This window comes from Neisseria sp. P0009.S007 (assembly GCF_051962515.1).
This window is the reverse complement of record NZ_JBQCVF010001115.1, coordinates 1-269: the sequence shown is the minus strand read 5'-3', so window position 1 is coordinate 269 and position 269 is coordinate 1. Positions and strand designations below refer to the sequence as shown.

Here is a 269-nt window from a genome sequence, read left to right as displayed (position 1 = left end):
ATTCAACAACACCTGAATTGCGTGAGCCTTTACGGAAGTCGATATTCGCGGAATTAGCGACTTGCTTTGCTTTTTCTGACGGAACAGAATCCTGCATAGAAGGCTTATTATTTGATACAGACATTGCTGAATTTCGGTCAGCTGACTCGCTGACAAAAACCCAAACTTCATTACCATGAATTTCAGTATTGTATTGGGCAGTTTTATTCAAACCCAACACAATACGGGAACGGTCATTATTTTGCGCGGCCGTAATCTGATTTAACAAC

The 269-nt window shown here is 40.9% G+C and carries 1 pseudogene; it reads right to left on the bottom strand.

From position 1 onward, the window contains the following. A pseudogene (locus tag ACTHS3_RS17955) lies at positions 1-269 on the bottom strand (pilus assembly protein PilQ); the annotation flags it as partial.